The sequence below is a fragment of the Pseudomonas sp. NFACC10-1 genome (assembly GCF_900119195.1).
In the GTDB taxonomy this organism is placed as follows: domain Bacteria; phylum Pseudomonadota; class Gammaproteobacteria; order Pseudomonadales; family Pseudomonadaceae; genus Aquipseudomonas; species Aquipseudomonas cerasi.
In genome coordinates this window covers 162,748-188,081 of record NZ_FPJB01000001.1, presented here as the reverse complement: position 1 = coordinate 188,081, position 25,334 = coordinate 162,748, and the positions used below count along the sequence as shown (strand labels likewise).

The following is a 25,334-nucleotide window of genomic DNA, read 5'->3' as shown; positions in this document are numbered from 1 at the left end:
CGATGATTGGCACCGCGCGAAACCGGAAGATCACGCAATGAAACTGCCTTGATCTTCGCCTGTACGGAGCCATCGGAGATTGGCAACAGCGTCAGACGTTGCGGTCGGTGAAATGAACATCCAGCCGGATGTTTTCCGGCTCGTTGATCGCTGCCAGGTACTCGTCTACGGTGATTTCTCCGACGCAGGCCCGTGCGCCCGGTTGTGGGCGATAGCCACCGGCCATTTTGCTGCTCAGCGCGACGGCAGCACTGCCGGGGATCTCCGGGCCCTTGTCGTTCAGTGCAGTCAATTGCGCACGCATGTGCAACGGCTGGCCGGTGAGGTCGACGCCATCGACATCGATGTACATCGCGCTCTTTCGATCACCCCACTGTTCAAAGCGCGCGCCCCAACGGTACAGGCGCTCGGCCCACGACGCAGGATCGCGCAGCAGCCCACAGCGAATCGCCAGCGCCAGCAGCCAGGTCGCGATGCCGCCGGCCTTGAGCGCGGAGCCGGCCTTGAAGCTCAGATGCTGCGCGGCATAACGTGTCGCGAATACATCCAGGTCCGGGACGTCGACATTGGCCACCAGCCGTGTGCCCATGCCGGGCATCCGGCGCAGGGTCAGGTCCATCCAGCCATGGACTTCGTGAACCTTGCCGTTGCGCAGTTGCCTGATCGGCCGCCCGGCATTGGCCAGTACGCCACGCACGGTCGACAGACCGGGCATTTTCGCTGCCGAGGAGATGCCATGCTCTATCGAATCGATGCGCAGAAAACGCTGGCGATGCTGATCGATGATGGCCGCCGAAAGCGTCGGCACCGAGCTGCAACCGCTCAGCACGCTGACACCTGCCTCACGCGCCTGGGCATCGAGGCTGGCGATACCGGCGACAAATGCCCGGCAATCCGCCAGGTCGCAATAATTCACACCCGCCTCGATGCAATGCCGGGCCACGGCATACGACTGCCCCTGAAAAGGCCCCGCCGTGTGGATAAGCAGATCAATGCCCAATTCACCCAGCTCACTGCCCGCGCCGTCCTGCATGATGTCCACGCACCAGCTCTCGCAGAATCTGCCAGCCAGCGTTTGCAGTGCGGCAACCTTTTCCGCCAGCTTGCGCGGGTCGCGACCGGAAATGACCAGTTCGATGTCCGGCATCATCGCCAGATGATTGCAGATAAGGCTGCCGAAGTTGCCGTAGCCGCCGATGACCAATACGCGAAATGCCATTGACTCGTCCCTGACCTGCAGAAGGATGTGACCCTGCCTCGTTGCGCCACGATTGCCGTGAGCAATGGCAATGAAATGCGCGTGCATTATTGATCATTGGCCGCAGGCCGGGTACAAAACCCTGTGCCTTTTTTGATTGTCCCGGGAGCAACGGATGCTGGAACTACACACCGAACGACTTTATCTGCGGACCCTGCTCGCCAGCGACTGGCCGCTGTTTTTCAGGCTGCACTCCGAACCCGAGACCATGCGCTACGTATTCGGAGAAATCGAAGAAGCGCAGATCCGCAAAGGCTTCGATCATCGCCTCCCCGACTGGACGCCGGAGTCAGATCACTGGCTGTGCCTGGTGGTCACCGACACACAAAACGATGCAGAGCTGGGGGTCAGCGGCTTTCGCATCCTGTCGCCGGGTCATGCCGAAGTGGGCTGTCTGTTACTGCCGGAACATCAAGGCAAGGGCTTCGGCACCGAGTCACGCCGCGCAATCATCGACTACGCAACTGCCATCGGCCTGGATTCACTGGAATCGACCGTGACCGACGGCAACATCGCTTCCTGCAAGGTTCTGGAGAAATGCGGCTTTACCTTCGAGCGCCGTGTCCCGCAGGCCTATCAAATCGGCGATCAGTGGTTCGACGACCTGATATACCACCTGCCACTGCGCTGATGAAGCAACTGACCGGCGTTCGCCGGTCAGTCGCAAACACCTTCAGGCTTGGGGCCGCCCTCCGAGAATCGTCACTCGCTCGCCATAGCGCGAGTGCGGGAAGTAATCCCACACCGCGTGATGCTGGGTGCAGCGGTTATCCCAGAACACCAGCGTGTTCGGTTCCCAGCGCACGCGGCAACTGAGGCAGGGTTCGCGGGCGATCAGATCGAACAGCATATTCAGTACGGTGCGGCTCTCGCCGGGCGAGAGTTGCACGATATGCGAGGTGAACCCGGAATTCACGAATAGGCTGCGGCGCCCAGTTTCAGGGTGGCGAACCACCACCGGGTGTTCGCTTTTCGGAAGGTTGGCGGGCGGCTGATAGCCTTTCCACGGAATCTCGCCATCGTGAATGGCTGTCAGCCCGCCGAGAAACTGCTGCATCGCCGGCGAGAGCATTTCAATGGCCAGGTGCATATTGGCAAACAGTGTGTCGCCGCCGGTGCCGATGGCGGGGGTTTCCTTGACGTACAGCATCGAGCCCATTGAAGGCTCTAGATCAGCGGTGCCGTCGGTGTGCCATAGCTCGCCCGCAGCGAAACGCGATTGCGCATTGGCGCGCACCACGACCAGTTCCGGGTCATCGCCATCGATGCTGTCCACCGGCAAGGCGCGCAACGGACCAAACAGTCGGCCGAACGCCTTGTGCTGTTCGACCGTCAGGTGCTGATCGCGAAACACCAGCACATGATTTTCCAGAAAGGCCCGGCGGATTTCCGTCAACTGCTCCGCACTGGGTGGCTGCGACAGATCGACACCGCTGACCTCGGCACCGATGATCGGTGTCAGGCGGTCGACCGTGATGCTCTGATACGGCGCACGCACGGCGCCTGCGATGCCTTCTATGGCCTTGAGTGCCATTTGATCCATGATCCCTCACCTTCAGGTTGTTGGCATGGCCGATCACCATGCCCGTGGTTCGTTTGCGGGGACATAAGCCCCGCCTGAAAAGCCTGCCGCTGACGTTCAGCCCTGCTCCGCCGACAGATCGGCATTGATCATCTCGGCCATCACCTGCGCCCAGGGCGCTGCGACAATGCCGTAGTGATCGGTGTCCAGTGCTTGCCAGCTCAGCAGGTGCGGCAACAGCCCTTGCCAGGCCCGCTGCAGATCGGCCATCCGCCAGGCGCTGCCCATGCCATAAGGATTGGGCTGCGTGGCAATGAATAGCCGCACGGGAGTGCGCGACAACGCCACGGGCCGGTGGCCCGCCATGCTCGCCATGTTGTTCTGGCAGCAGACAATCAGGCTTTGCAGGTAACGCGATGGGTCTTCACTGGCCGCGCCGGTGGCTGTGTTGAGGCCGCGCCGTGCAGAAAACTCGCGCTGGAAGACCTGCTGAATCTGCGCTTCACCGATCTGCGCCAGCTCGTCACCCGCATCCGGCGCGGGGGGATCGATCAGGTACAACAATGGCTGCTCGCAATCCTCCGTCAGCAGGCTGCACATCGCCTGCGTCACCCATGCGCCGAACGACCAGCCAGCCAGACGCCATGCCGTGCCGTCGGGGTGATGGGCCTGCAACGCCTTGAGATACAGCTGCGCGCGCTCATCCACGCTGATGTTCGGCAGTTCGGGCAGGCGCAAGGCCGGATCGGCGATCACCCACACGCCCAGATCAGGGTGCAGCGCCGAGGCCAGCTCGCGGTACGCCTGCACGTCGCCACCCACCGGGTGAATCAGATACAGGCGCTCGCGGCCCGCGCCCGCATGCCACTGATCGATCCTCACTGCATCAGCCCACTGGTTTTCGTCCGCAGCCGCTTCGGGCACTGACGCCCGCACCAGCGCCAGCACCTCAGCCAGGCTGACCTTGTGGCTGAACTGCGACAACTGGAAGACCACGCCAGTCGCGGCCTGCAGTTCGTCGATCAGGTCCAGCAGAGTCAGAGAATCGGCACCCCATTCATAGAGCGAGGCGTCCGGCTGCAGCGCACTCACGCCGAGCCATTTGCACAGGCAGTCATGCAGATGCTCGGGCAGACAGTCCGGCGCTGCAGTGTCTGCTGTCAGCACTGGCGCAGTATCGGCCAGCGTCGAACCTGCGCTGTGGCGAACCGGGTAAAACTGTCGCGCCGTCGCTGGATCGGTGGTCGAGATCAGCAACTGGGGCAGTTGAGCCGTCATGGCTGCATCGAATACCCGGCAACCCTCCTGTGCCGACATGCCGACCGCCAGGTGTCGCTGATGCGCGTCATCCCCGACGCCACTGGCAGCGGCCATGCCGACATCGCGCCAGATGTCCCAGTTGATGCCCAGACGCACACAGCCATTTTCGGCATGCGCACGGTAGTGGGTAAAACCGTCAAGCACGGCACTCGCGGCGGCGTAGTCCAGGTGCCCGGCGCCGCCGAACAGTGCCGACATCGAAGAGCAGTACAGCACGAACCCCGGCGTCATCTGCTCGATCAATGCTTCAACCGCCAGCATGCCGCGGGTCTTGCTGGCCATCGCCTCAGACAGCACCTGAGCATCGCGCTGACGGATCAGACTGCCTGCTCCGGTGCCAGCCGCGTGAATCACGCCGTCAAAGTGCCCATAACGCTCACGCAAGTGTTCCAGCACCGTGGGCCAGCGCGCCAGGTCGGCGATATCCGCAGCGATGCTGTCGATGCGCGAAGCATAGGCGTCCAGTTCTTTCGGGCACCCGCCACCTCGCGACAGCAGCACTACCCGGCGCTGGCCGGATCGCAGCAGGTGTTCACACAAGGTACGACCGATGCCGCCTGTGCCGCCCAGCACCAGGAACGTGCCGTTCGCCGGCAGCAGATTCGAAGCCGCCGTCGGAGCCGCCAGCGGACTGGCCAGCAGCTGTGGCTGCCACAGATAACCATCACGAATGGCCATGCGTCGCGGCAGCGACGCCGGTTCGGCAAGCAGCGCCGCGAGGTGCGGAGCCTGGGTGCTCAACTGCGCCGTGGGCAGGTCCAGCCAGTGACAGCGTATCGGGTATTCCTGCGGCGCCACTTCGGTGATACCGGCCAGCGCCGCCAGTTCCGGACGCATGACCTGGCCGTTCACCGGGCACGCTTGCCAGGACAGCAGCCAGAGCCGCAGGGCGGTCTTCTGTGCGTTCTGCCCCCAGGCCTGCAACAACGCGCTGAGCGTATCCAGACAGGCCCATTGCGCGGCCGCCAGGCTTTGCTCGTCAACCGCCCCGCCCACCGACAGCGGCAAGGCATGCAGCCAGTCCAGTTCGCTCGCCGTCTGCCCACTCTGATCGAGCGCACTGATCAATCGACCCAACGCCACAGGGTCCAGCGGGTCGAGCTCATAACGATTCGGGCCAAGCTGCTGGTAGCCATTGCCGGCCTGCACCTCAATGACGTGCCGATAGACGCTCTGCAGGCTGCCAAGCGTGGTGGCATCCAGACGCTCATGGCTGCACACCACCAGCACTTCACGACCCTCGCCAGTCGGGTTTATACGCAGACGGTTTACCCGCTGCCACTGACGCTGATAAAACCAGTCCGCCAGCGGCTGGCGCTCGACGACTGACGATTTCTGCAGTTCGGTGCGAGCGGCCGCTTTGAAGCGAAAGGTCTGCAGATCGAATGCCGACGGTGGCAAGTCCCAGGGTGGCGGCGCCGAACCGGTCGACCCTTCGATACTGGCCCCCGCATACCAGGCGTCCAGCAGGGCCTGCGGCGAATGCTCGCTGGCGTTTACTCGCACGTCAGAAAGCTTCACCTCCTGGATCGACGAGGCTTGCAGGCGCGGCGTCTGACCGGGCGGGCAGATCATCGCGAAGCGCCAGGGCAACGCGCGTCGACCGTTTTGCAGGTAACGCAGCAACGCGGCCTGCTGCTCGGGAAAGGCGTTGAGCCAGGCTTCAATCGCCAGCATGTCCCGCTCCAGGGCAGTACGGCTGTGCGCTGACAGCAGCAGGCACGCCGGGCAATCCTCGACGCGGTCTGTCTGCTGCGGCGCGGCGCCGACAATCACATGCGCGTTGGTGCCACCGATGCCGAAACTGCTGACCCCGGCCAGACGCCGACGCCCCTCGGGCCAGGGCCGTGAGGTGCTGGGTATGTAGAACGGCGAGCGCTGCAGATCGATTTGCGGATTGATCCGGGCAAAGCCGAGGTTGGGCGGGATCACTCCGTGGAACACGGCAAGCGTCGCGCGAATCAACCCGACCACGCCGGCAGCCGCGCCCAGATGACCCACCTGGCTTTTCACTGAAGCCAGTGCGCAACTGGCGGGCGGCGCCGCGCCGAACGCCTTGGTCAAGGCAGCCACTTCAATCGGGTCGCCCAACAGTGTGCCGGTACCGTGGGCCTCGATGTAGCCCATGTCGGCGCCACTGACCCCGGCCTTGCGCAACGCCTCGCTGATCACAGCACTCTGCCCCGCCACCGACGGCGCGGTGTAACTCATCTTGGCGCGACCATCGTTGTTCAGCGCAGAGGCTTCGACCAGTGCGTAGATCCGGTCGCCGTCGGCCTGGGCACGGTCCAGCGGTTTGAGTACTACCACACCATAACCGCTGGCACCAATGGTGCCGCTGGCGTCGTCACTGAACGGGCGACACAGCCCGTCGCGGGAAAAAATGTGCTGTGGACGATAGCGGTAGCCATCGGTCAGAGTCGGGTCGATCAACACCCCGGCGGCCAGCATCACGTCACTGTCGCCCTGACGCAGCATCGCCGCCGCCAGGTGCACGGCAATCAGCGAGCTGCCGCATGCCGCCTGGACGCTGAGTGCCGGGCCGCCGAGGTCGAGGTGGTAAGCCGCCTTGGTGGCCAGAAAGTCCTTGTCGTGGTGCAGCGCCATCTGAAAGCCGTCCGGCAGATCACCCTCAGCGGTTTCTCGCAGCATTTGCTGGAAATACGTGGTTTCGCCGCAACTGGCGATCAGGCCGATGCGCGGACCGTCGGCTTTGGGCGTGAGCCCGGCATGTTGCAATGCCTGCACACAGCCCATCAGCAGGTGCCGCTGTTGCGGGTCCATCAACCGTGCTTCCTGCAGGCTGATGCCGAAATACTCGGGATCGAAATCCAGCAGGCCGGTCAGTTGACTGCGCGCTCCGACCAGCCCTTCGGCGGCGTCGAACTGCTCGATGCCCAACCGGTTTCCTTGGACCATCGCCCAGAACTCGGCGAGGTTGCTCGCCCCGGCCACATTCACCGACATGCCGATGATCGCCATGGGTTGTTCGCCAGCCTTGGCACCTCGCTCATTGCCCTCAGCAGCCGCGGGCATTTGCCCTGCTGGTAAGGACAAATGCTGCGCCAGGCGACGCACGCTGACATGCTCGAACAACGCTGCCATTGCCACCGGCTGCGGCAGTGCTTCGTTGTAACGGGCGTGCAGGCGCATCAGGCCAAGGCTGGTGGCGCCGGCTTCGAAGAAGGTCTGATCAGGCTCGATGTCGCGACCGATGACCGCCACGAACAACTCGCTCAATTGCTGTTCAAGTGCGCTCAACGGCGCCGCAGGCAGCCCGGTGCGCTGCCGTTGCAACACCTCGCCCAGATCTCCCAGCGCCCTGCGATCAACCTTGCCGCTCGGCGTGCGCGGCCAGGTGACAACCCGCCGGTACTCGTCAATACGCACATGCGCTGGCAGGTGCAGGCTGATCTGTCGGTCAAACTGCTGTGCATCGGGCAGCGTACCCTCGCTGTGCAACCAGGCCACCAGCCGGGGCGGCTCACCCTGCGTGGCCACCACCGCGTTGCTCACCTGAGCGACCTGCATCAGCGCGGCCTCGATCTGCCCCAGTTCAAGACGCTGGCCACTGATCTTGATCTGCTGATCGTCCCGACCCAGGTAGTGCAGGCAGGCGTTTTCATCAGCCCGCGCAAGATCCCCGGTGCGATAGAACAGGGTCATGCCCTCAGCTTGCGGCAACTCGACAAAGCGCGCGGCATTCAGCACCGGGTCAGCGAGGTAGCAGCGCGAAATCATCGGCCCTGCCACCAGCAGATAGCCCTGACTGCCACGCGGCACCGGCCGGTCGTGTTCATCCACCAGCAGCAGACGTGCATTGCTCACTGCACGCCCGATCGGCGCGCGCAGCGGCCAGTCCTGAACCGCCGCAGGCAAGCGCCAGGCGCTGACCACGTGGGTTTCGGTCGGGCCGTAATGATTGAACAGCCGTGCCTGGGGTATGCCGCCGAACCAGTTGCGCAATGCCTCGGTGCACAGCAGTTGCTCGCCCGCCGTGATCACTTCGCGCAACGCCTGCGGATACACGCCCTGGCTGACAGCGGTCTGCGCCAGATGCTGCAAGGCCACGCATGGCAGGAACAACCGCTCGATGCGCGTCTGCACCAGATAGCTCAGCAATGCCTGGGCATCCTGCCGCCAGCGCGGGTTGATCAGGTGGTAACAGCCTCCGCCGCAGAGGGTGCTGAAAATCTCCTGAAACGACACATCGAACGACAGCATGGAGAATTGCAGGGTCACGGACTTCGCTGGCAACTGCCCCTCATTGCGCTGCCAGTGCAACAGATTGCAAAGGGTCCGGTCCGGCACCTGAACCCCTTTCGGGGTCCCCGTCGAACCGGACGTGAACAGCGTGTACAACGGTCGTTGCCCCGCGTGACGGCGACGCTCGAACGGTCGTGCCGCAGCGCTCAGGTCGACCCGATGACAGATCTGCCGGTCTGCGTTCAATTGCTCCAGTGCCGCCTCGGTGGCCGCGCTGTACAGCACACAGCCGGGTTGTGCCTGCTGCATGACCTGACGCTGCACCGCCAGCGGATAGCCAGGATCGAGGGGCACAGCCGTCAGGTTGAGCCTGGCCAGCGCCAGCAAGGCCACGATGTGCTCGACCGACGCCTCGAGGTACAGGACCACTTGCAGCGGCGCACCATTTTCCTCCGGCAACGGACACTGCTCGATCAGGGTGGCCGCCAGCGTGTCGGCGAGTGCATCCAGTTCGGCGTAGCTGATGCACTGCTGATCGGCGACCAGCGCCGGAGCATCCGGCGTGCAACTCACCTGATAGGCGAACCAGTCGGCCACGGTGTTGAACGGCGGCTCAGCGCTGTCGCCCTGACTGGCGGGCGGCAGGCTGAAGCGGTAAGGCGTGAGCAGCGCATCAAGGGTGGCCGACGGCTTCTCCAGCAGCAGATCAAGCCCCTGTTGCAACAGCCGATTGACGGCGATCATTTGTGCCGCATCGAAATAACTGCACTGGTACTCCCACCAGCATTCCAGTTGGGACCCGGCATCGACCACCAGCAAGGTCAGCGGGCACTTGGCCTGCACCGTCTCGTTGAATTCCAGCGTGGCCCGTAGGCCGGTATGGGCCAGCCTGGCGTAGTCGGTGTTTTCCAGTACGAACATGAAATCGAACAGCGCACTGCTCGACGACAGCCGCAGGTCTTCCACCAGGTCCGCCAGAGCGACGTCCTGCAAGGCCAGCACCTCACGCACCGTGGCGGTCTGCTGATGCAGCTGCTGGTCGAGCGCCTTGTCGCCGTCGAACGCCGTGGGGATCAGCACGGTGTTGGCGAACATCCCGATTGCGTCTTCGAATTCGCTCAGCGGACGGTTGGATACCGGGCTGGCGATGCGTGGCCGTTCACAACCGGTCAGGGCGTAAATGCTCCAGGCATAAACGCTGAACAGCACCTCATAACGAGTGACGCGCTGGCGGCTGCAAAACCGATCCAGTGCAGCACTGCGCGTGGCTCCCAGCGGCTGACGATAGAGCCGTGCCTGCGGGTCTGGCTCACGAACCGGTAGCAGCGCGGGCGAAGGCGCCGGGTGCTGACGGTGCAACCCGGCCAGGGCGCGGCGCTGATCGCGGTAACGCGGGTCGACACGCCATTGCCGTTGCCAGAGTGCGAACTCCAGCGTGCCCAGACCGGGCGAGGTTTCGGCACTCGGCCGCCCCTGCAGCGCATCGTCGTACAGTTGCACCAGATCATCGAACAACAGGTTCATCGACCAGCCGTCGATGGCCACGTGGTGCAGGTTCAGCAGCAAGCGACAGCTGCCATCGGCAAACGGCAGCAGCCAGGCCTTACACAGCGCCGATGTTGCCAGATCGAAAGGTGTGCCGAAGACCAGGGCTGCAAAGCTGCGCCAGGTCTGTTCACTGAACGCTCCTGTGGCAAAGGTCTGGCACACCGCGTCCCGTTGGTGAACCTGCTGATGCAGACCGTCGGCAGCGGACACGAACGCCGTGCGCAGCCCGCTGTGCCGAGTCAGCAGGCGCTGCACGGCGTCGGCCAATGCGTTCAGCTCCACGCCTGCCGCCAGGTGCAGGATGATTGGCACGTTGTAGGCCGTCGCCTGCGGCGCGCGCTGCTGCATCAACCACAGGCGACTTTGCTCGGCAGTGGCCGGCGCACGCCCTGAACGGTTGACGGGCGGCGCGGGCGGATAGGCAGATTCCGCACCCTGATCATCGCCAAGGCGCTCGGCCAGTGCCGAAAACGATTCGCTCAGCAGCGCACCCAGGGTGATTTCCCGGCGCCAGTGTGTGCGGATTGCAGAGCGCAAACGCATGACCTTGAGCGAGTCGCCGCCGCTGCCCAGCCAGTCATCCTCGCCGTTCAGCTCAGGTTGCGCCAGCAACCTGCGGGCCTGTGTCAGCAGCCAGTCCAGCGTGGGCGAGTGTTGCTCGTCAGGACGTGAACCGGCCTGTGGTCGCCACGGCTTCAAGGGCTGTTCCAGCAGCGCACGCTGATCGATCTTGCCATTGCGGGTCAACGGCAGGCGCTGCAGCACAAACAGTTGATGCGGGCGCATCCATACCGCCAGGTTTTCGCGCAGGTGCTGATCGAAATCGCGATAGTCCAGCGCTTCGCGCGGCACGATGAAGGCCAGCAACTGGTGGTCTTCAGCTGCCTGCCTGCGCGTACAGACATGCACCTGCGCCACCTTCGGGTGCTCCAGAATACGCTGCTCGACCTCGCCCGGCTCGATGCGAAAACCACGGACCTTCACCTGACGGTCAATCCGCCCCAGGTACTCGATCAGCCCGTCGGCATTGACCCGCACCTGATCGCCGGTTCGGTAATGCAGCACGTCACCGGCCTCGATTGTCGGCAGGCGCAGGAAATGCTGCGCGGTCTCTGCGGGACGGTTGCGATAACCGCGTGCGACCCCGCTGCCGCTCAGGTAAAGCTCACCCGCCTCGCCTTGAGCAACCGGGCGCTGTTGCGGGTCGAGCACTTGCACGCTGGTGTCGGGCAATGGCCGACCGATCGGCACCGCATCACCGGAAAAGTCGCGGGGGATCGGATAGCACACGGCGAAGGTGGTGCATTCAGTGGGTCCGTAGGCGTTGAAAATCCGGCAGCGGCTGTCGGGATTGGCCTGATACCAGGCACGCACCGCCGCGGCGCTGACCTGCTCACCGCCGATCAGCACCTGGCGCAGGCTGGCGAAACAGGTGGGGTTATCTGCGCTCAAGGTGTTGAACAGCGAAACGGTCATGAACAGGCTGTCGACCTGCTGCGTTTCCAGCACGCTGGCCAGCTGTTGCGCGTCCTGCAGGTCTGCGTCGGCAATGATGACGCAGCAACCGCCGTTGAGCAGCGGTGCCCACAGTTCGAAATTACAGGCATCGAACGCCGGGTTGGACAGGCAGGCCACGCGCTCGCCTGCGCGAATGTCGAGGCAGCCGTCGGTCCGGGCCAGACGCAACAGGCCGCGCTCGCCCACCTCCACAGCCTTCGGGGTGCCGGTGGTGCCTGAGGTGTAGAATAGGAAACTCGACGCAGCGAAATCCTCGGGCAGCGGCAGTGCCGGTTGATCGGGGAATTCCAGCAGGGTTTCGACGCTGACGTACCAGCCACGTTGTGGCGCTGCCAGGGTGTCCGCGTCTTCGCCGAGGGTCACCAGCCCGACGCAACCCCCGTCGTCGAGCATCAGCTGTCGACGCCGGGCCGGGCTGGCCCGATCCAGCGGCACCACCACAGCCCCTACTTTCAGCACGGCGATTATCGTGGCGACCCATTGCCAGCCGCGCGGCATGCACAGGGCAATCGGCTTCGCAGGGCCTGCGCCTTGTGCCAGCAGCCCTTTGGCGATGCGTTCGCTGGCGCTGGCCAGTTGCACGTAGGTCAGCCGTACCTGCCGGTCGATCACGGCGAGCCCCTGAGGATTACGGCGTACCTGCTCGGCAAAACGCGACAGCAGGGTCATGGAGTTGCGGGCGATATTCTCCTCGTACCGACTCATCATTGCGCCTCCTGCGTGTCGAAACGTTGCAGCTCTTGCCTGAGCGTCTGCGAGACCCGATGCACCTCGGCACTTTCCAGCATGTCCCAGTGCCCGCCGTGCACCAGCCGGGCTCTGTAACCGTTGCCCGCGCGGCGACGCCAGAAGCTGCGCAGCTCATGCAACTGGGTGCGGCTGAAGCCTTCACGGGCCTGAATCAACACAATGCGTCCGGCGTGTGGCGCACACTCGTAAGCGGCCATAGCCAGACGGTTGTGGTTGTAAAGATGGAAATACCGCTCGACCTGCGCGTCTTCGATGCCGGGGTACATGCCGTTGAAGCGCACCAGCTTGTCGCGGAACTCAGCCATGTCCACCGTCCCGATCTGTTGCCGGAACCCCGGGTCATCCGAGCCCTGGGTATCAAGCAGCACCACCGTCACCTGACGATGGCCGGCAGCCGTCAGACGCCGGGCCATTTCGTACGCCACCAGACCACCGAACGACAGCCCGGTGAGCACCAGCGGTTGTGAGGTCAACGCTGCGATCCGCCGCAGATAGGCGTCGGCCATTGCTTCAACGCTCGGCTCGGTGCTTTCTCCAGGGTTCAACCCCGGCGATTGCACACCGTATACACCGATGCTTTCCGGCAGCTCCTTGGCCAGCGACAGGTAGCAGAACGCCGTGCCGCCCGCCGGGTGAATGCACACCACGTTGCGTTGCCCGGCACCGCGCCGGAATTCGATCAGGTTGTCCTGCGCCGCGGCCAGGCTGGCGCCGGTACGCAGCCAGCCGCCCAGCGCCTCGATGGTCGGGTGGCCGAGGATCACACGCACAGGCACCTCGACGCTGAACGCCCGGCCAATTTCGTAGGCCATCTTGATCGCCGCAATCGATGTCCCGCCGACGTTGAAGAAGTTGTCGCGAATGCCGATCTGCGGCACCAGCAGCAGGTCTTTCCAGATCTGATACAGGGTCAGCTCGATATGGTCTCTGGGGCTGCCGAGGTTGACCTGCCGGTCGGCCAGATCCTGATCGGCCAGTGCCGCCAGGGCGGCACGGTCGATCTTGCCGTTGACCGTCAGCGGCAAGGCGTCCAGCCACAGATAAGCGCTGGGCATGACGGCGCTGGACAGGGTCGTTGCCAGGTGCGCACGCAGTGCGGATTCGTCCACTGCGCTGTCGGTGAAGCAGCACGCCACCAGGCGCTGGTTCTGCGCGCTGTCACCGACGATCAACGCCACACTGGTGCGAATACCGGGGAACAGGTCGAGCCGCGCTTCGATTTCACTCAGTTCCAGGCGAATGCCGCGCAACTTGACCTGAAAGTCGTTGCGACCGATAAACTCCAACTGACCGTCCGGACGATAACGCGCCAGATCGCCGCTGCGGTACAACCGGTCACCGGCAACGAACGGGTTATCGATAAACCGTTCGGCAGTGAGCTCGTCCAGCCCCAGATAACCCCGTGCAACGCCGACACCACCAATGTGCAACTGACCGGTGACCCCGGCCGGCACCGGCGCATCACGCTCGTCGAGTACGTAAAAACGGGTGTTTGCGATGGGCCGGCCAATGGGCAATTGGCGCGGCGGAACGTCGGCACCGGGCTCCAGCGTCCAGACACTGCTGATCACTGTGGTTTCGGTCGGACCATAGACGTTATGCAGGCGGGCATGTGGCAGACGCGCCTGAAACAGCCTGGCCACTGCGGGCGACAGCTCCCCGCCGCCACTGAACACATCCTTCAGGGTGTGACAGGCGCTGACCTCTTCGACCTCCAGAAACAGTTGCAACATGGCCGGCACGAACACCATTGCGGTGACGCTTTGTTCGCGTACCACCTGCGCCAGGTAACCGGGCTCGAAATGCCCGCCGGGACGGGCGATGACCAGCCTGCCCCCGGTGAGCAACGGCCAGAAGATCTCCCAGGCCGAAGCGTCGAAACCGAATGGAATCTTGTGCAGCATGCTCCCGCGTTCGCCGCAGAACTGCTGACACCAGAGCAGCAGGTTGCTCAGCCCGCGATGCGTGACCATCGCCCCCTTGGGCAGCCCCGTGGTGCCGGAGGTGTACAGCACATACGCCAGATGGTCGGCGCTCACCGCAACACGCTGCGGCTGCGGATTGTCCGACGGGCACTCGGCCCAGAGCACGGCATCGGCCTGCACGTCGAGGATCGGCACCTCGAAATCCGCACCTTGCAGGGCCTCGCGCAGGATCTTGCGCGTCGGCCCTTGGGCAAGCAGTACTACCGGGGACGTGTCATCGAGAATATGCCGCAGGCGCCCTGACGGATAATCCGGGTCCAGCGGCACATAGGCGCCCCCGGCCTTGAGCACCGCCAGCAAGGCCACCGGCAGTTCCAGCGAACGTTCGATACACACCGCCACGCGCACGTCCGGGCCGACGCCGAGGGTGAGCAAGTGATGCGCCAGGCGGTTGGCCTGACTGTTGAGCTGGCTGTAGCTCAGCGATCGACCTTCGAAGATGACCGCACACTCGGCCTGCCGACGCGTGACCTGAGCCTCGATCAGGCGATGCACGCAGTCGACGGGCTGGGCCAGCGGTGCCGGGCTGTTCCACTCATTCAGAATCTGTTCGCGTTCGGCAGCGCTGACCAGCGTCAGTGCGCCGACAGGCTGCTTGGGGTTCAGCGCCACCTGTTCCAGCAGCTGACGATAATGCCCGCTCAGGCGCTCAATGCTGGTCTGGTCGAACAGGTCGGTGTTGTATTCCACCAGCAGGCTCAGCACACCGTCGCGCTCGACCCATTCGAACGCCAGGTCGAACTTGGCCGTGGCGCTCCCGGTGCCGTATGGCGTCATGCTCAAGCCCGGCATCTGTGCGGCGTTGCCCGGGGTGTTCTGCAACACCATCATGACCTGAAACAGAGGCGAATACGCGGTATCGCGTTGCGGGTTGACGGCTTCCACCACGCGGTCGAAAGGCACATCCTGATGCGCGTGGATATCCAGCAGCGTGGCGCGTACTTCGCGCAACAGTTCGGCAAAGGTCTGCTGCGGATCGAGACGCTGGCGAATCACCTGAGTGTTGACGAAATGGCCGATCAGCGGCTCGATTTCGGGACGGCTGCGGTTGGCGAATGGCGTACCGATGCACAGGTCCCGCTGACCGCTGTGGCGCCAGAGCAGGACCGACAGCGCGCCGATCAGCACGTTGAACAGCGTGCCTTGGGTCTGTCTGGCCAGTGCGTTGAGCGCACGCAGGGTGGTGCCGTCGACCGTCGAGCTGAAGGTCGCCCCAACGTAGCGCTGCACGGTCGGACGCGGCCGGTCGGCGGGCATGTCGAGCAGCGGTGGCGCGTCGGCCAGCGTGCGCTGCCAGAAGTCCAGTTGCCCGGCCAGCGCCTCGTCGCTCAGCCGCTGTTGCTGCCAGCAGGCGTAATCGGCGTACTGCACCGCCAGCGGCGCCAGACTGGACGCCTGACCGCGCAGAAAATCGCCATACACGGTAGTCACTTCCTGAAGGATCACGCCCATCGACCAGCCATCGGCGATGATGTGGTGCACGCTGTACAGCCAGAGGTATTCCTCATCGGCCAGGCGCAGCAGCGAGGCCCGCAGCAACGGGCCGCTGGCCAGGTCAAACGGCGCTTTGGCCTCCTGCTCCACCGCCATGCTGACCTGCGCTTGGCGCGCCGTCGGCGACAGGTTACGCAGGTCGACACGTGGCATCACCAGCGGCATCGCCGGGTGCACGATCTGCCGTGGCTCGCCGTCCACGCTGGCAAACGTGGTGCGCAATATTTCATGGCGCGTGATCAATTCGTTCAGCGCCCGCTCCAGCGCCGATACATCCAGCACGCCTTTCAGCCGCACCGCAGTGGGCACGTTATAGAACGCATTGCCCGGTTCCATCTGATCGAGAAACCACAGCTGGCGTTGTGAAAACGACAGCGGAACAGCCGTTTGCCCGGCGGCACGCCGAGGAATCGCGGCCGGGTCGGTGCCGCTCAGCAAGGCAATCAGCTCTGCCTTGTGCTGCTTGAGCGCCTGCAACATCTCGTCATTCAGAAAGCCGCGCGGCGCCTTGCAACGCAGTTTCTCGCCGTCCACTTCAAGCACCACGGCGTGGCGACCGAACAACTCCAGCAATTGATAGGCATTCATATCTCTATCTCCTCCATGTCGCTGGCGTCGTCCGTTTGATCCGCGGAAGAGGCGAACGCCTCGACCTGTGCGCGGCGTTGTTCGTCGGCAGTGCGCAGGCCGCCCACCATCGAGTAGATCAACTGATGATTCGGTCCCAGGTCGAACAGGGCCGACAATTGCTGCTCTTCGAGCGAGCCCATGCCACACAGGCCAAGGCCCTGCTCCACCGCCGTCATGGTCAACAATTGCGCCATGCCCCCGGCTTCGATATGACAGAAGTCGCGACTGCGCTCGCCATACAGCGGCCGGATCGCGGCCATGTCGGCGATGAAGAACAGCGAGAACGCGGCGTTTTCATACACCGGGCGGTTGACGAAATAATCGTAGGTGTCAGGGTCGAGCGGCTCGCTGTCGAGCATCAGCAGGCGGTGTTGAACCGGGTCGTAGTAATAGGCGCCGGCAGCGACGCCGTTTACCCGCTGCGGTTTGACGTACAGGTAGCACTGGATCGGGTACAGGCCGCCTGCGGACGGGAACTGGTATTTGACCTCGCCGTGCAATTGCCCCTGCGCCAGGCTGGCCAGTAACCCGGCAAACGCCTCGGTCGGAATGGGTCGGTCAGCGAATTGGCGTACCGAGCGGTAATCGCTGAAGCGCCGCGCGAACGCCGGATCATCCGGACGCGCAAGATTCAGCGCCGCAACCTCTGGGGTGAACGTCCGCCGACCGCGCTGGTCAGCCTTGAAGCGCGCCCGCTGCTGCGGATCCTCGATCACCTGCTCGGACGAACCCGCGCGCTGCCGAACGCTGTCGACCACACTGCCGTTGGCCAGATTCCGGCGATACATGCCGAGCAGGTTGAGCAAGGTCGGCTGTGCCAGCAATTGCGCAACGTTGGGACGGAACTGCAGTTCGCCGGACAGCGCATTGCTGATCCTGACAATGTCGATCGAGGTGGCGCCCAGGTTGAGCAAATTGGCGTCGGCAGCGATCGAAGCACGCTTGAGCACGCCCTGCACGATCATCACCAGTTGTTGCTCCTGTGGCCCCTCCACTTCCAGCGCGGGGCCGGCATCCTGAATCTGTGCTGGCTGCGGCAGGCGCTTCTTGTCGACCTTGCCATTGGCCGACAGCGGCCACTCCTGCACGAAGGTAAACGAAGTCGGCACCATGTAGGCCGGCAGTTTGTCTGCCAGGTACTGGGCAAAATCACTGGCCTGCAACGAGGGATCGGCCTTGAGTACATAACCCGCAAGCCGCTTCTCGCCCAGCGCTTCGCCGAGCACCCGCACCACGGCGCTCTGCACGCCGGGATGGCGATTGAGCGCCGCTTCGATCTCGCCCAGCTCGATGCGGTGCCCCTGGACCTTGACCTGGGTGTCTTCCCGCCCGAGAAACTCGATATTGCCGTCGGGCAGCCAGCGCCCCAGATCGCCGGTCCGATATAGACGTTCGCCGGTCAGCGGGTGGGCGAAGAAACTGCCGGCGCTCAGGGCTTCATCACGCCAATAGCCCTTGGCCAGACCAATACCGCCGATATACAACTGCCCCGCCACCCAGGTGGGGCGAACCTGCAAGGCGTCATCCAGCACATAGAAGCGCTGGTGATCCAGCGCCTTGCCATAGGGAATACTGCGCCACGCGGGGTCGACCTGCTGCAGCGGATACTGGATCGACCAGATGGACGCTTCGGTCGCCCCGCCAAGGCTGATCAGTTGCAACGCCGGCTGCAGCGCCCAGGCACGCTCGGGCAGCGTCAGAGGAATCCAGTCGCCTGACAGCATCGCCACGCGCAGGCACGACGGCAACGCGCTGCGCTCGCCTTGCACATACTCCAGCAACATGCCGAACAAGGCTGGCACCGAATTCCACAGGCTGACCTGATGCCGCTCGATCAGCTTCAGCCAGTGCGCCGGGTCGAGGGCCTGCTGCGGTTCGAGCAGCACCACCGCCGCGCCAGCGGCCAGCGTGCCGAAGAAGTCATAGACCGACAGGTCGAAACTCAGCGACGAAACCGCCAGCACCCGGTCCGCAGCGCCGACGGCAAAGCGCCGGTTGATGTCGAGCAGCGTATTCACCGCACCGCGATGATCGATGACCACGCCCTTGGGCAGGCCGGTCGAACCCGAGGTGTAGATCACATAGGCCAGATCGTCCGGGGTGAGACGCACGGCGTGTAATTCGGACTGATCGCAAAGGCCAGCGTCGGCAATGATCGGGTCGCTCACGCTGATCACCTGGACCTGCGCCGGCCACTCGACACGTTGCAGCAGTGCCGGCTGAGTCAGCGCCAGGCTGGCTTCGGCGCGTTGCAGGATGTGCTCCAGACGCTCGGTCGGCAGTGCCGGGTCGAGCGGCAGGTAGGCCCCGCCAGCGTACTGGATCGCCAGCGTCGCGACGACCTGTTCCCAGCCACGTTCCATGATCACCGCGACCAGTTGATTGGGCACCACGCCGCGACGCTGAAGCAGCGCCGCCAGTTGCCGCGCTTCGGCTCGCAGCTGGCGATAACTCAACTGCCGCTGGGTGCCGATGACCGCCAGCGCATCCGGCGCAACGAGTGCCTGGCGATCGAACAGTTCGTGCATCAGCGCCGAGTCAACGGGCCCGGCCTCGGGCACCGGCAAGCGTGCCAGCGGTATCAGGTCCACCGTGCCGGCGCTCCAGGCATCGGCCTGCAGCAGGCGATCCAGCAGCGCGTTGTAGGCGACAAACATCTGTTCGATCAGGCCTTGCGGAAACAACTCGTCGATGCTGTCCCAGTTGAACAGCAGGCGCCCTTCCAGCTCCAGCAACGTGTGGTCAAGCCAGACCTGCGGGGTCTGGGTGATGCTGTGTATGTGCTCGGCATTCAGGGCGTCGGCAAGATTGAATTCGGCCAGCTCAGGCGCGGCTTCCGACAGGGTGCTGTTGAACACGATCGGCATGGCGGTCTGCTGCACGCCACGGGCCTGGGACAATTCACGCAGCACGCGCACCCCGCTGACCACCGAATGGTCGATGTCTTGCCACAGCCGTGCCTGCACGGCACGCGCCTTGTCGATGAAGCTCGCGGCCCCGTCGAGATTGACCTCAAGCAAGACCAGCGAGGTGAAGTCACCGATGATTTCATCAACATCCGGGTGCAGCGGCATGCGGTTGAACAGCGGCAGGCTCAACGTGAAGCGCGGCTGCCGACTCCACAGCGCCAGCACTTCGCTGAACGCGGTCAGCAGCATCACCGACGGCGTCACCGCAAATCGCCTGGCGAGTTCCTTGAGCCGTGACCACTGCAGCGCTGAAAGCTCGCGGTCGCGGCGGGTAAAGTGCGGCTGGCTGATACTTTCCGGCTGGCACACCAGCGGCAGGTCCGGCGCAGGTGCCAGCGTGGCAACCTTCTCGCGCCAGTAGTCCAGCGCCTGTGCGTAGCGGCTGTCATTGCGCAAGCGCTGCTCGGCCAGCACGTAATCGCGAAAGGTCAGACCCGGTTCGGGCAATTGCAACTGCGGGTCGGCATAAAATGCCATCAGTTCGCGCGCCAGAATCTGCGTACTCGCGGCGTCGACGATCAGGGCATCAAGGCTGATGTGCAGATGGCTGATGCCCTCATCGAGCAACGACAGACTGAACTCGAACAACGGCCAGCGACCGGCGTCCAGGACCTGATGGGACTGACGTTCGCGGGTGTCGTGCAGGGCCTGCTGCGCGGCGTCGGCGGACAGGCCGCGCAGATCGTTGCGTGGCATGTGGTAGGTCGGCACGCTGTCGAGAACCTGCTGCGTGCCGTCGCCGAGGAACACCACGCGCAGCATGTCATGCCGCTGGATCATGCGGTTCAGCGCCTGCTCGAAACGTGGCACATCAAGGCCGGGGATGCGCAGCTCTTCATAACCGTGGGCACTGACCCCGCCGAGGCTGACCGACGCTTCGCGGCCAAACCAGTACGCCTGCTGGATGTCGGTCAACGGAAACGGCGCGAAACGTGCGCTGCGATCAGCTTCAATCGGGGCAAAGGGTGTGTCGAGCGAAGGCCCGTCACCCCGCCCGAGCCGCACCTGCTCGGCCAGGTCCATCAGCACCGGCGTCTTGAACAGGCTGCTCAGGGACAGTTGCGCGCCCATGCGCTGGTTGATCATGTAGATCATCCGTGTGGCCAGCAGCGAATGCCCGCCCAGCTCGAAAAAGTTGTCGTGAATACCAACCTGCTGGCACTTGAGCACCTCGGCCCAGATGCACACCATCTGCCGCTCGGTCTCGTCGCGCGGTGCCACATAGGCACTGGCGGCCTGGCGCTCTGGCGCCGGCAGCGCCTGACGGTCGAGCTTGCCGTTGCGGGTCAACGGCAATTGCGCCAGCGCCACCCAGGCCGTCGGCACCATGTGTTCCGGCAGGTGGCGGTGCAGCTCGGCACGCAGCGTTTCGGCGGTTGCAGGCCCCACCACGTAGGCCACCAGACGCTTGTCGCCCGGCACGTCTTCGCGCAGCAGCACCACCGCTTCCTGCACACCGGGTTGCTGGTGCAGAAGGCTGTCGATCTCGCCCAACTCGACGCGAAAACCGCGCAACTTGACCTGCTGGTCGATGCGCCCCAGGTACTGCACATTGCCGTCGGCCTGGAACCGCGCCAGATCCCCGCTTCGGTACATGCGCGCACCAGGCAGTGGGTTGAACAGGTCAGGCAGGAAGCGTTCAGCGCTCAGGTCCGGACGATTCAGATAACCCCGGGCCAGGCACGCACCGGCGATATACAGCTCGCCTGCCACACCGACCGGCACCGGGTTCAGGTCGCCGTCCAGCACATACAAACGCGCATTGGCGATGGGCCGGCCAATCGGCGGTGCGTCCGGCCACTGCGTGGCGTCGTCACAGTTCAGGCTGAACTGGCTGACCACGTGGGTTTCGGTCGGGCCGTACTGGTTGTGCAGTTGTGCACCGCCAAGGCCGCAGACAAAGGTACGCAGTTCGTCGTTGACGAGCAACGCCTCGCCAGCGGTGATGACTTCGCAGCCGCCCTTTGGCAAGGGCATCGGCACCGACGCGCCGGTTTCAGTGAAACTGGCCAGTTGCTGAAGCACGGCGAACGGCAGAAACGCCCGTTGTACGTCCTCGGCCACCAGCGTCGGACGCAGCGCGGCGAGGTCCTTGCGGCCGGCTTCGCTCATCAGCACCAGGCTGCCACCCTGGCACAACGTGCTGCAGATTTCCTGAAACGACACGTCGAAATTCAACGATGCGAATTGCAGCACGCGTTGTGAAACAGGCGTCTGTTCCAGTTGCCAGGCGATCAGGTTATCCAAGGCGGCACGACTGTGCGCCACGCCCTTGGGCCGCCCGGTCGAGCCGGAAGTGTAGAGCACGTAAGCCAGGTTGCCGGGGCTGACGGGGACTTGCGGGTTGGCCTCGGAATACCCAGACCAGCGCTGCGCCTCCACGTCGAGGCAGCAGATCGGCAGCGTGTCGGGCAATGGCGGCAGACCGGCACGCAGTGCAGTCTGGGTCAGCAGCAGGCTTGGAGCGGCATCCGCGAACATGAACGCCAGCCGCTCGGCCGGATATGCCGGATCGAACGGCACGTAAGCGGCGCCGGTCTTGAGAATGGCCAGCAGGCCGATGATCATCTGCGGCGAGCGCTCCAGACACAGCCCCACGCGCTGCTCGGGACCCACGCCCTGCTCGATCAGGTAATTCGCCAGGCGGTTGGCAGACAGATTGAGCGCAGCGTAAGTCAGCGCTCGCTCATCGGCCAGCAACGCCACGGCGTCGGGTGTGTGCTGCGCAACGGCTTCGAAGCGCTTGACGCAATCGGGCTGTGCCGAGGTATCGCGCTCGGTGCGGTTCCAGTCGTGGACGATCCGTCGGTGCTGCTCGGCGTTGAGCAGGTCGAGCGTCGCCAGCGGCTGTTCGCTGTCCTCGACCATCTGCATGAGGAGGCGGCGCAGGTAGTCGCCCATCTGCACCACGGTCTCCGGCTCGAACAGCCCCGACGCGTATTCCAGGCCACCGACGATTTGTCCGTCACGTTCGCTGAGTGCCAGTTGCAGGTCGAATTTGGCCACTGGCTGGACGCTTTGCAGCACGCTGACGTCGAGCCCGGACAACTCCAGATCCGAATCCTGATGCTGCTCCCAGGCGAACAGCACCTGAAACACCGGGCTGTAAGCCAGACTGCGCGGCGGGTTGAGCAACTCCACCACTTGATCGAACGGCAAGTCCTGATGTTCCTGAGCGGCAAGCGCTACGTTGCGCGCCTGTTGCAGCCAGTTGGCCACCGTCGGGCTGCCGGAGCGGGTCATGCGCAGGGCCAGGGTATTGACGAAGAACCCGATCAACCCTTCCAGCTCCTGCTGGTTGCGGTTCGCCGAGGGCACACCGATGACCACGTCATCCTGCCCCGACAGGCGCATCAGCAGCAGCGACCAGGCCGCCAGCAGGTTCATGAACAACGTGGTGCCCTGCTGCGTAGCCAACACTCGGAGCCGTGCTGTCAGCGCGCGGTCAAAGACCAGCGGCACGAAGCCGCCGCGGTAATCCTGGGCCGCCGGACGTTTATGATCGGTGGGCAACTCCAGCAATAGCGGTGCACCGCTCAGGGTTTCATGCCAGTAGCGCCGCTGCGCGTCCAGCACCTCACCGGACAGCCACTGGCGTTGCCAGGCCGCGTAATCCACATACTGGACAGGCAACGGCGGCAGTGCCAGGGACTGCCCGAGCGCGGCCGGTTGCTGAATAGCCGCTGCGTAGAGCAGCCCCAACTCGCGGGTCAGCACGCCCATCGACCAGCCATCCGAAACAATGTGGTGCTGGGTCAGTAACAACACATGATCATCATCGGCCAGTTTGACCAGGCGGACGCGCATCAACGGCCCCACCGCCAGGTCGAACGGCTTGCTGCCCTCTGCGTCGATCAACGCCAGCAGACGCGCCTGGGCATCGTGCTCGCCGCGCAGATTGATGACTGGCAACGGAATGATCGCTCCCGCCGCCGCAACGCGCTGCCGCCCCTCGCCCTCGACCGCGAAAAACGTGGTGCGTAGCGCCTCGTGGCGGGCCACCAGATGATTGAAACTGCGCTCCAGCGCGGCCACTTGCAACGGCCCGCGCAGGCGCAGGTTCAAGGGCATGTGGTAGGCCGCGTTGCCGCCTTCCATCTGCGCCAGAAACCACAGACGCTGCTGAGCAGACGACAACATGTGTGCCCCGCTACGTTCTACAGCCATGATCGGTGGACGAGCGTCGCCCTGCTGAGCGGTGCTCAGTCGTTCGGCGAACTGCTGCAGCACGGGGGCGGTAAACAGGGCTGAGGGTGACACCTCAAGATGCAGCGTCTGCCGAACCTTGGCCAATACGCGCATCACCAGCAGCGAGTGGCCGCCGAGTGCAAAAAAGTGATCCTGGCGACCGACTCGCTCGACGCCCAGCACCTCGGCCCAGATGGCCGCAATATCCATTTCCAGCGCGCCTTGCGCGGCTTCGAAAACATGCCGATCGAACGCGTCATCCCCCGGCTCGGGCAGTGCGATGCGGTCCAGCTTGCCATTGGCGGTCAGCGGTAGCGCGTCCATACGCACGAACGCGGCAGGAATCATGTAGTCCGGCAGGCTGAGCTGCAGATGCTGGCGGAGGCTTTTGGGCGTCAGCGCTGCGCCGGTCTGTTCGCGAAAGTAGGCAATCAGCCTGGGCACGCCCGCGTTGTCCTCGCGCAGCACAACCACGTTGTCACGCACACCGGCAACCTCGGCCAGACGCGCCTCGATTTCACCCAGTTCCAGGCGCAGACCGCGCAGCTTGGCCTGCGAGTCGTTGCGCCCGAGAAACTCCAGATGGCCGTCAGCCCGATAGCGGGCCAGGTCGCCAGTACGGTACAACCGCTCACCGGCCACGAACGGGCTGTCGATGAAGCGCTCGCGGGTCAGTTCCGGCAAATTCAGGTAGCCGCGCGCTACCCCCGCGCCGCCGATGTACAGTTCGCCGGTCACGCCCTGGGGAACACGCTCGCCAGCGGTATCGAGCAGGTAAATCCGCGTGTTGGCCAACGCCCGTCCGATGGGCAGCACCGCATCGACGTGGCTGTCGGGTTCGAACTCGAAACAGGTGCTGTCGATGCTCGCTTCGGTAACACCGTAGGCCTGGACGATTTGTACATGCTCGCCACACAACCTACGCAGTTGGCGCGCGCTGTGCGCTGTCCAGATGTCCGAGCCGCAAACCACCGTGTTCATGAACGACAGGTCGCGCCCTGCCTCCTGCGTCCAGGTCAGCAACGGGTTGAGCACCGCAGGCACGAAGTCCGCGAAATCGATACGCGCCTCGCTCAACAGGCGATACAGCGCAGGTGGGTCCATCAACGTGTCTCGCGGACAGAGCACGAGCGTGCCGCCAAAACCCAGTGCGCGGATCAGGTCGGCGCTGAACACATCGAAGGAAAACCCGGCCATTTGCAGGTGATTGAGGGGCTTGTGCAGCGCGTACAACGGCTCCCAGGCGGCGCTGACCGCGATCAGCCCACGGTGCTCGACCATGACCCCCTTGGGCGTCCCGGTGGAGCCCGAGGTGTAGATCACGTACGCCAGATGGCGGGGCGTCAGACCAACCGCGTGCGGGTCTGGGTTGTGCGTCGGCTGCGCTGCCCACAGCCGGCTATCGGCCAGATCGAGCACCTGCGTTGCGACTCCAACCTTCTCCAGCGCCGCCAACAACGCCGCGCGCGCCGGAGCATGGCTCAGCAGTACGCGTGGCGCGCTGTCTGCCAGCATGTGTGCCAGACGGGCTTTCGGGTACGCGGGGTCCAGCGGCACGTAGGCACCGCCCGCCTTGAGTACCGCGAGCACGCCGACCAGCATGTCCAGCGAGCGCTCCAGGCAAATCCCGACACGCACATCCGGCCCGACACCGAGGCTGCGCAGGTAGTGGGCCAAACGGTTGGCACGGGTATTGAGCGTCGCATAGTCAAGCGTGTCCAGCTCGAAGCGTGCCGCGATGGCGTCAGGATTGCGTTGCACCTGTGCCTCGAAAAGGCCGTGCACACACTGGTTTTGGTCAAATGGTTGCTCTGTATCAGGATGAGCGAAGCGCGTCCCGCGCGAGGAAGATTGGTCGACCATCAGAAATCACCGTCCGTGAGCAGATTATTTTTTTATGAGCAGACGGGAGCGCAGAGCAGCAAGCCCGTCAGGCACGGCATGAG

The 25,334-nt window shown here is 64.2% G+C and carries 6 protein-coding genes; 1 reads left to right on the top strand and 5 read right to left on the bottom strand.

Features of this window, described 5'->3' with window-relative positions; genetic code table 11:
- Nucleotides 1-91: 91 nt before the first annotated feature.
- A complete protein-coding gene (locus tag BT119_RS00630) occupies nucleotides 92-1,219 on the bottom strand; it encodes a saccharopine dehydrogenase family protein (RefSeq protein WP_072364907.1) in 1,128 nt (375 codons plus the stop codon).
- A gap of 154 nt (nucleotides 1,220-1,373) precedes the next feature.
- On the opposite strand from BT119_RS00630, the gene BT119_RS00625 reads away from it, so the two are divergent.
- Nucleotides 1,374-1,889 carry a GNAT family N-acetyltransferase gene (locus BT119_RS00625; protein WP_003371419.1) on the top strand — a complete coding sequence of 172 codons (516 nt, stop codon included), beginning with the start codon at nucleotides 1,374-1,376 and terminating at the stop codon, nucleotides 1,887-1,889.
- 42 nt (nucleotides 1,890-1,931) lie between these two features.
- Here BT119_RS00625 and BT119_RS00620 read toward each other — a convergent pair whose 3' ends face one another.
- The 4 genes from BT119_RS00620 to BT119_RS00605 form a co-directional block, all read right to left on the bottom strand.
- On the bottom strand, nucleotides 1,932-2,801 hold the full coding sequence (locus tag BT119_RS00620; protein WP_003371417.1) for a TauD/TfdA dioxygenase family protein: 870 nt from the start codon (nucleotides 2,799-2,801) through the stop codon (nucleotides 1,932-1,934).
- 96 nt (nucleotides 2,802-2,897) lie between these two features.
- Nucleotides 2,898-12,080: a hybrid non-ribosomal peptide synthetase/type I polyketide synthase gene (locus tag BT119_RS00615; protein ID WP_072364449.1), complete on the bottom strand. Its 9,183-nt coding sequence runs from the start codon at nucleotides 12,078-12,080 to the stop codon at nucleotides 2,898-2,900.
- Complete coding sequence (locus tag BT119_RS00610) at nucleotides 12,077-16,189, bottom strand: non-ribosomal peptide synthetase (RefSeq protein ID WP_072364447.1); 4,113 nt, start codon at nucleotides 16,187-16,189, stop codon at nucleotides 12,077-12,079. Before BT119_RS00610 ends, BT119_RS00615 begins: the two co-directional genes overlap by 4 nt.
- Entirely contained in the window at nucleotides 16,186-25,251 is a 9,066-nt protein-coding gene (locus BT119_RS00605; RefSeq protein WP_072364445.1) for a non-ribosomal peptide synthetase, read from the bottom strand. Before BT119_RS00605 ends, BT119_RS00610 begins: the two co-directional genes overlap by 4 nt.
- Between the last annotated feature and the right edge of the window lie 83 nt (nucleotides 25,252-25,334).

What these genes read in the sequence shown, in the direction of transcription:
- BT119_RS00610 (WP_072364447.1), bottom strand. Translation starts at nt 16,189, where the DNA reads ATGAATGCCTATCAATTGCTGGAGTTGTTCGGTCGCCACGCCGTGGTG.
- BT119_RS00620 (WP_003371417.1), bottom strand. Translation starts at nt 2,801, where the DNA reads ATGGATCAAATGGCACTCAAGGCCATAGAAGGCATCGCAGGCGCCGTG.
- BT119_RS00605 (WP_072364445.1), bottom strand. Translation starts at nt 25,251, where the DNA reads ATGGTCGACCAATCTTCCTCGCGCGGGACGCGCTTCGCTCATCCTGAT.
- BT119_RS00630 (WP_072364907.1), bottom strand. Translation starts at nt 1,219, where the DNA reads ATGGCATTTCGCGTATTGGTCATCGGCGGCTACGGCAACTTCGGCAGC.
- BT119_RS00625 (WP_003371419.1), top strand. Translation starts at nt 1,374, where the DNA reads ATGCTGGAACTACACACCGAACGACTTTATCTGCGGACCCTGCTCGCC.
- BT119_RS00615 (WP_072364449.1), bottom strand. Translation starts at nt 12,080, where the DNA reads ATGATGAGTCGGTACGAGGAGAATATCGCCCGCAACTCCATGACCCTG.